This window comes from Olavius algarvensis spirochete endosymbiont (assembly GCA_900608495.1).
Taxonomy (GTDB): Bacteria; Spirochaetota; Spirochaetia; order DSM-2461; family DSM-2461; genus UBA2779.
In genome coordinates this window covers 1-8,002 of record UWYT01000089.1, presented here as the reverse complement: position 1 = coordinate 8,002, position 8,002 = coordinate 1, and the positions used below count along the sequence as shown (strand labels likewise).

Annotated in this window: 8 protein-coding genes; 7 read left to right on the top strand and 1 reads right to left on the bottom strand. The window is 49.6% G+C overall.

The window, feature by feature from the left end; all coding sequences use genetic code 11:
- The 4 genes from S1OALGB6SA_RS10860 to S1OALGB6SA_RS02085 form a co-directional block, all read left to right on the top strand.
- Positions 1-93, top strand: a 93-nt coding sequence (locus tag S1OALGB6SA_RS10860) for an SBBP repeat-containing protein (protein WP_371686027.1), incomplete at its 5' end; no start/stop codon positions are given.
- A gap of 443 nt (positions 94-536) precedes the next feature.
- Positions 537-779 carry a hypothetical protein gene (locus S1OALGB6SA_RS02095; protein WP_124032396.1) on the top strand — a complete coding sequence of 81 codons (243 nt, stop codon included), beginning with the start codon at positions 537-539 and terminating at the stop codon, positions 777-779.
- A 51-nt stretch (positions 780-830) separates the two neighbouring features.
- Positions 831-1,058, top strand: coding sequence for a hypothetical protein (locus tag S1OALGB6SA_RS02090; protein ID WP_124032395.1), 228 nt, complete (start codon positions 831-833; stop codon positions 1,056-1,058).
- Between the two features lie 81 nt (positions 1,059-1,139).
- Positions 1,140-1,547: a hypothetical protein gene (locus tag S1OALGB6SA_RS02085; RefSeq protein WP_124032394.1), complete on the top strand. Its 408-nt coding sequence runs from the start codon at positions 1,140-1,142 to the stop codon at positions 1,545-1,547.
- A 567-nt stretch (positions 1,548-2,114) separates the two neighbouring features.
- Here the strand turns inward: S1OALGB6SA_RS02085 and S1OALGB6SA_RS02075 are convergent.
- Positions 2,115-2,345, bottom strand: coding sequence for a hypothetical protein (locus S1OALGB6SA_RS02075; RefSeq protein WP_124032392.1), 231 nt, complete (start codon positions 2,343-2,345; stop codon positions 2,115-2,117).
- A 429-nt stretch (positions 2,346-2,774) separates the two neighbouring features.
- On the opposite strand from S1OALGB6SA_RS02075, the gene aceE reads away from it, so the two are divergent.
- The 3 genes from aceE to lpdA all read left to right on the top strand — a co-directional run.
- Positions 2,775-5,462 carry a pyruvate dehydrogenase (acetyl-transferring), homodimeric type gene (gene aceE, locus S1OALGB6SA_RS02070; protein WP_124032391.1) on the top strand — a complete coding sequence of 896 codons (2,688 nt, stop codon included), beginning with the start codon at positions 2,775-2,777 and terminating at the stop codon, positions 5,460-5,462.
- Positions 5,455-6,795: a 2-oxo acid dehydrogenase subunit E2 gene (locus tag S1OALGB6SA_RS02065; protein WP_124032390.1), complete on the top strand. Its 1,341-nt coding sequence runs from the start codon at positions 5,455-5,457 to the stop codon at positions 6,793-6,795. Before aceE ends, S1OALGB6SA_RS02065 begins: the two co-directional genes overlap by 8 nt.
- 15 nt (positions 6,796-6,810) lie before the next feature.
- Positions 6,811-8,002: dihydrolipoyl dehydrogenase (gene lpdA, locus S1OALGB6SA_RS02060; protein WP_124032389.1), on the top strand; the 1,192-nt coding region annotated here is incomplete at its 3' end.

The following is an 8,002-nucleotide window of genomic DNA, read 5'->3' as shown; positions in this document are numbered from 1 at the left end:
CCCACTGGAGTGGCTGTGGACTCATCCGGCAATGTCTATGTGGCAGATTTTAACAACCATCGCATCCGAAAGTTAGAATACAAAGTGCCCTAGGCAGTGGCGCGATAACCAGGTTATCCTTTCTGTCCCTAAATATAACATCGCACGATTCATCCCTCTCTTTTTAATGAGGTGACCGCCACCTTAAGCCTTTTCACCTTGCCTACATGAGCAATCGCCGCAATGTCATCTTACAGGTAATCACTATTTTGTGGCGGTAAGCTAATCCGTCAGCGGTCACGTCGAAATTTGTACCTTTGTGTTGAAATGGTTCTGAAATACGGAGCGCCGCTGAATGATACGGCGGAATCGACATATATCGGAGGCAGATATGGCGTATAGCGAAATCGGCAAGCGCATCACGATTTGAGTGAATAAAAGTAATACGGGAACCAAGACTTTATCAGGCGCAAAAGCGATTGTTTTTAAAGGCAACCGCGGCACCAAAGCAACAAGCTGCAATCTAACCGCGAACCGCTGATATTGAGTCTGCTAAGGTGAGCACTGGCACGGCATTGCCGGTGCCGTATGCAGGCGCGGTGTTTCGCTCGCCGATATCCAGCGGCAACGCCATCAGCCTTGCAACCGGCGGCGAGGCATATCCGATCACCTTGGATAGGATCGCCAAAACGGACTGCGAGTACACAGTCGAAGAAGGCAGTATCGACGTAACCGATGACAGTGAATCGGATACACCGCCAACATTCTTGATGGGTGGGAGAACATATCAGGCAGCTTAAACGGCTTCGTCAAATTCGAATGATGATGCCCGGAAGCTGGATACTAATGCGTTGTCGATCCTCTCCAGATTTTTCAATTCGATTTCGAACAACGGCAACAGAACCTATATGCCGGCGGACAACGAAGAACTGTTGTTCATCTTGCTAGATAAGTCCGTCCTGCCCTGGCAGACACAAAGCTGGATAATCGTGCCGACATATATCACCTCCATGGAGACAGAGGAGCTGCCCAAGGGACGCGCAAAGACGAAAGATGAGTCGAGTCGAGGTCGCCCCTGAATATGCTAGCCTGCACCAGCGTACCGCGGCCGCAGCCGATCTTGATCTTATTGCCTGGAGCGTGTATATAAGGAGACCGAAGTGAAAATAAAAATAACCACCAGGGAGCGCATTGTTGTACCGGATATCTATTTGCGAGACTATGAGAAGGACAAGAAACATGGAGAGAGGGTTGAGAACCGGAGCTTGCCGGCGGGGACGCGCGTGAAGGCGGAGATAACCCTCGCCAACCCGGAAAAACACATGCAGCATATCGGCACAAGGTACGAGACCATCCTCATGGAGGCGGCCATACGCAAGCATGTGCACAGAATTAGCGGGTGCCTCTCAGAGTGGTATCGAGACGGGCATACCCTCTGGGATGGTCCGGATTCAATGGAAAGGGATGCACTGATAATCAGCTTGTTTTATCGAATTCTGGGGATGAAAGATGACGAGGAGTCGTTTAACGACGATGGTCCCTCGGAGCTCAGCGAGGGGGAAAGCTAAGCCTCGGACCAATCTATATGTCGCATCCGCCGGGTTTGTCCGAGGCCGGGATGGATAATCCTCTTTGGGCGCATCAGGCCAAAGAGCTGCCCGATGGGCCGATATTATCGATACGCCATATATGCAAGGCGTTGAACAGATGAGGATTATTGTTACCATTTCACGATTCGCAGCAATTTCCTCAAAAAACGGCCTCCGCAATGAAATCTTCGGCAACCTCATCGAGCAGGAAACGAGGCGGATCTGAGAAATTCAAGGAAAGCTTTTCAGGCAAGCAAATAGACTTCTTCATCCAGAAAAAACAGAGGACTGTACGCGATAATAAACTCGTTTCTGAAGTCTTCGACGGCAATGGTAAGATGAGCTGCAGCAAATCGGCTATGAATCAGGCACGGTCTTCATTGAGATGCAGGGTCAGACCCCTCCACTGGAGACAAATTCGCAGAGTTAGATGCGGGCGCGGAAAGCCATGGGAATAGGCAACACCGATGCGTGTCAGTGGTTATGGGTTTACGATACGACTATTTCCATACCCGCTGCCGTGCCCTGAAAGCTGCGCAACGATTTCTACGCGATAAGCTTCCAGTTCTCCAGCAAGTTGTGAATAGGCCGCAGCTGTATCGGCAGGCTTGTCGTGGGCACCGCCGGATAACTGGGATGCTTGGCTTCCGGGGAGTCTGGATTCTGAACAACCAGCAAGTCCAGGGTATCAGGACTGGTTGCCGCCGCATTTATCTGCAACTGCGACGGCGGATCGTTCATCCTGCAATCGTCGGTCAACAGATTTTTGCTATTCACGGGATATCACCCTCGCAGGGGGATGTTTTATTGCGGCAGATAAAATCTATCGCGAAGTTATCATTACGGCACGGCTGGCTGCCTAAACTCGCCCCGCCCGCTATAGCTAACGCATCGCAGGCAGGATGAGATTATATGCGCGTTCGAGAGAGAGAGGCGTTCGGTGAGTTTCCGCTGGACAAACTGGGAAGGGATTATGATACTTCGGAAACAGGTAGCGCTTCTCATTATAACGGTTCTCCAACGCAGGCCAAAAGCGCGCAACCTCGATGCACATGCCCGCGAACGAAACTTGCTCTATCAGTCGCAAGAATTTTTCACTCGAGAAGGATATCTGACTACTTGTCTTAAAAGCAAAGTTTGGATTGTTTAATCTCCTTGAAAGCATTATCGTGACCTCAAGACAGGCTAGCGCGACCAGGAGGCAGCATGCCCGCAACTTTTGTAGATCCCGATCCGGATGAAACCCGGGACTGGCTTGATTCACTTGAAGGCATAATAGACACCGAAGGAAAGGAAAAGGCAACTTACCTTCTCTGCGAGTTGAATAACAGGTTGCGGGAAAGGGGTATTCGCCCACCCGATACCACTATCTCACCCTATGCTAATACGATAAGCCCCCATAGAGCGGAGAAAATCCCGGGAGACAGTCTAATTGCCCAGAAAGTAGCCGCCTATGTCCGCTGGAACGCAATGGCAATGGTGGCTAAGGCAAACAAAAACCCCGATGGCCTGGGTGGTCACATAGCAAGCTTTGCTTCCTCGGCGGCACTCTATGAAGTTGGTTTCAACTGGTTTTTCAAGGGTTACGATGCCCCACATGGTCCAGATCTCATATTCTACCAGGGTCATTGCTCTCCGGGAATGTATGCCAGAGCCTTTGTGGAAGGTCGCCTCGATGAAGAGCATTTGAATAACTTCCGTCGCGAGGTGGATGGCAAGGGCTTATCCTCCTATCCTCATCCGTTTTTGATGCCCAACTTCTGGCAATTCCCGACAGTATCAATGGGATTGGGCCCGATAATGGCCATATATCAGGCGCGATTCATGAAATATATGGAGGCTCATGAACACATAAGCATCGGCAATAGAAAAGTTTGGGCCTTCGTTGGCGACGGTGAAACCGACGAGCCAGAGAGTTTGGGCGCTCTCAGTCTAGCCGCCCGTGAGAAGTTGGACAATTTGATATTCGTAATCAATTGCAATCTGCAGAGACTCGACGGCCCGGTTCGGGGAAACGGAAGGATTATCGACGAGCTCGAGGGAAACTTTAACGGAGCGGGCTGGGATGTTATCAAAGTTATTTGGGGTAGCGAATGGGATGAATTGATGCAAAAAGATGAGGATGGAGTACTGCTGAAGAAGTTCGCTTCCATGGTGGACGGCGAATTTCAGGATCTTCGTTCCAAGGGACCGGAACACCTAAGGAAAACTTTTTTCGAATCCGATCCGATGATCGCCAGGATGGTTAAGGACATGAGCGATAGGGATCTTTGGCAAATGACCCGCGGGGGCCACGATCCGCGAAAGATTTACGCGGCTTTCGCCAAAGCCATTAAGGCGGAGAGTGTTCCAACAGTAATTTTGGTAAAAACCGTGAAGGGCTATGGCATGGGCAAGGCTGGCGAAGCTGCAATGAGAACCCACAGTCAGAAAAAGATGGACATTGAGTCCTTAATCGAATTCCGCGACCGATTTAAGGTGCCTCTGAAAAACAGCGAACTTGAAGAATTGCCTTTTATCAGACCAGCCGAAGATTCTGAGGAATTGAAATTCATTAAGAAGCAGCGAAAGAAACTAGGCGGCTCAATACCATCGCGGAGATTTAATCCTCCTGCGCTAAATATTCCTTCATTAAGCGATGCCATATTCAAGAGCACGCTTGAAGGCTCCAAAAAACGCGAGGTATCAACCACTAATTCCTTTGTCAGATTTCTTTCTGGACTCTCAAGGCACAAGGAACTTGGAAAACACATAGTCCCAATCGTTCCGGACGAGGCAAGAACCTTCGGCATGGAAGGGATGTTCAGGCAACTGGGCATATATGCACCATCTGGACAATTATACAAGCCTCAGGATGCCGAGAACATGATGTGGTACAGGGAATCGGAAAAGGGCAAGGTTTTGGAAGAGGGAATTACAGAAGCCGGCGCCTTTTCATCTTGGTTAGCTGCCGGCACCGCCGGCTCGAATTATGGAATACCGATGATTCCCTTCTACATATATTACTCGATGTTCGGCTTTCAAAGAATAGGCGATCTAGCCTGGGCAGCGGGAGACATTCGGGCCAGGGGATTTCTTATTGGCGCCACCTCCGGTCGAACCACCTTAAACGGCGAGGGATTACAGCATCAAGATGGGCATAGTCTACTTCTGGCCACCACCTATCCAACTTGCCGCGCCTATGATCCCACATTCGCGTATGAAATGGCCGTTATCATTAGAAACGGACTTCATGAAATGTTCGCGGAGCGAAAAAATCTCTTTTATTACATCACGGTGATGAATGAAAACTACGTTCAGCCATCACTACCTAAGGGGGTTGAGGAGGGCATAATTAAGGGCGCCTACCTCTTCAGAAAAGCTGCAGAAGGGGAAGGGGCGATTGTTCAGCTCATGGGATCGGGCGCCATTTTCCGGGAAGTGATTGAAGCCGCGAAGCTCCTGGAAGAAGACTGGCAGGTTCGTGCCGATATTTGGAGTGTTCCGGGAATCAACCAACTAAGTAGAGATGGCTTGGAATGTGAAAGAATTCGCTTGTTGAAACCAGAGACCCCCCAAAAAAAACCATATCTAACGAAAATTCTGGAAGGGCATAAGGGACCGACCATTTTTTCATCTGATTATATGAGATCTTATCCGGAACAGCTAAGGCGATTAATCCCGAACAAACTTACCATTCTCGGTACTGATGGCTATGGACGGTCCGACAGCAGGGAGAAGCTCCGGGATTTCTTCGAAGTTGATAGACGGTGGATAACCCTTGCCGCCCTTAAATCCCTCGCTGAGGATGGCGTATTGAAAGGCACGGTTGCCTCTGAGGCTATTTCCAGATACAAAATCAATGTTGAAAAACCCAATCCTCTAGTCAACAAAAGGCGGAATCAAAATGATTGAAATAAGAATTCCAGATCTTGAAGAAAACCAGAACGTGGGAGTTGTCGAGATTTATGTCCGCGTAGGCGATACTGTGGAGAAAGAGACTCCGCTTATTTCTCTTGAAAGTGATAAGGCGGTTATGGATATACCCTCGCCCCTGGCAGGCATTATTACTGAAATCAAAGTGAGCGAGGGCGATACTGTGAACTCCGGCGATATTATCGCATTGGCAGAGCCCAGCGAGGCTGATGTGCAATCGGAACAAGTCGTCAAAAAAAATACGGTTCTGAGCGAAACAAAACCAGGAGAAAAGGATGTGGGGCAGGCTTCGGCGCTGGATAAACCCGCCGTGTCTAAGGTTTTACCCGAATCTAGAGAAACTCCCGCGGCAGGAAACAGCACGGCAGATATGGAACCCGACTTGATTAACGCTCAAGAGATGGGCGCCAGATATCATGCCACCCCCTCTGTCAGAGCGCTTGCCAGAGAACTGGGAGTATCGTTGGACCAGGTGAAGGGATCCGGACCAAAGGGAAGGATAACCCGCGAAGACCTTAGCTCCCTAGTGAAAAGGACTATGAGCGGAGCCTCTGGTTCTGCCAAACTCGCCGGGGATTTTACACTGCCGCCCATTCCAAGCGCGAATTATTCAGCATTTGGAGAAATAGACACAGAGGAACTGAGCCGGATTAAGAAAATATCCGGTCCCCATCTTCATCGAAACTGGATTGGCATACCACACGTCACTCAATTCGGAAATGCAGATATCACCGAACTTGAGGCATTCCGCAAGGAACTCAACATCGAACTCGCTGGAAGCAAAAAAATAAGTCCTCTAATCTTCATAATCAAAGCCACCGTGCAAACCCTCAAGGCCTTTCCGGATTTCAACAGCTCTCTGGGCGCGAATGGGAAGCAGATAATCCGCAAAAGTTACATCAATATCGGAGTAGCCGTAGATACCCCAGAGGGTTTGCTTGTACCAGTGATAAAAAACGCAAACGAGACAAACATTCTTGAACTCGCAAAGAAACTTGCCGATCTTAGCCAGCGAGCCAGAGAAGGCAAGCTAAAAGCAGATGAAATGTCCGGAGGAACCTTCACCATTTCCAGCCTGGGAGGCATCGGAGGAACCTATTTTACGCCAATAATAAATGCCCCCGAGGTTGCAATACTCGGCATATCGAGGAGTGAAATGAAACCTGTTTGGAATGGATCTGCCTTTGATGCACGCCTGGTTTTGCCTTTTTCGCTCTCATACGACCACAGAGTAATCGATGGAGCTTCCGGCGCTCGTTTTACAAGCCATCTATCGAACTTGATTAGCGATATGCGCCGCGTGCTACTCTAACTATCTGGAGTGAATATGACCGAATCTATTAGCTGCGATCTGGCAGTGCTCGGAGCTGGGCCCGGGGGATACACCGCCGCATTTAGAGCCGCCGATTTAGGCAAAAAAGTTGTGCTCATCGAAAAAGAAGAGAAAATTGGCGGAGTTTGTCTCAATGTCGGCTGCATCCCATCAAAAACCCTTCTCCATGCCGCGGAAATAATCTCGGATTCAAAGAATTTGGAATCCTACGGACTGAGATTTGCCTCTCCAGAAATTGATATCGATAAACTCAAGAGGAAAAAAAACGAGATTGTCGATAAGCTTACCCAGGGTCTTCGGAGTTTGGCAAAGGCCCGCAATGTCACAATCCTTAGTGGAACTGGCAAATTCGCGGATCCAAAAACCATTGATGTCAACCTTGCAGGCAGCGTCACTTCTGTTGGTTTCAAACAGGCGATTATCTCTGTTGGATCAAAACCTCTGATGCTGCAACTCCTGCCTAAGGACGATAAGAGAATTTGGGATTCAACCAAGGCACTGGAACTGCCCTTTGTCCCTAAGAGACTCCTCGTAATCGGCGGTGGAATCATCGGCCTGGAAATAGCCCAGGTTTACTGGGCTCTGGGATCGGAAATCACAATAATCGAAATGCTCGATCAACTCATCCCCTCTGCCGATGCCGATCTTGTGCATCATTTATCCGAAGAATTAGGGCACAGATACAAGGCCATACATACATCCACCAGATTAACGGGAGCAAAGTCTCAAAAAGAATCCCTTACCTTAAACCTTGAAGGAGAGAAAGCGCCAAGCACAATTGAGGCCGATGCCATCCTGGTATCCGTTGGACGCAGTCCGAATGGCAGGGACATCGGGGCCGGGGACATCGGAATTGTCGTGGATGAGCGGGGGTTCATCCCGGTTAACAGGCGACAGGAAACGAATGTGCCCGGAATCTACGCAATCGGAGATGTAACCGGCAATCCCATGCTGGCTCACAAGGCGGTGTACGAGGGTAAGGTGGCCGCCGAGGTAATATCGGGATTGAAAAGCGCCAATACAGCAATGACAATCCCCTCGGTTGCCTACACTGACCCCGAAATCGCATGGACCGGATATACGGAAAGGCAGGCAAAGGAGGAAGGTATCGCCTATACGAAAGGAGCCTTTCCCTGGCTGGCCAGCGGGAGAGCACTTTCGGCGGATAAGAGCAAGGGTAACACAA

Bases quoted from the DNA above. Each gene is read 5' to 3' on its own strand.
- S1OALGB6SA_RS02065 (WP_124032390.1), top strand. From the start codon at position 5,455: ATGATTGAAATAAGAATTCCAGATCTTGAAGAAAACCAGAACGTGGGA.
- aceE (WP_124032391.1), top strand. From the start codon at position 2,775: ATGCCCGCAACTTTTGTAGATCCCGATCCGGATGAAACCCGGGACTGG.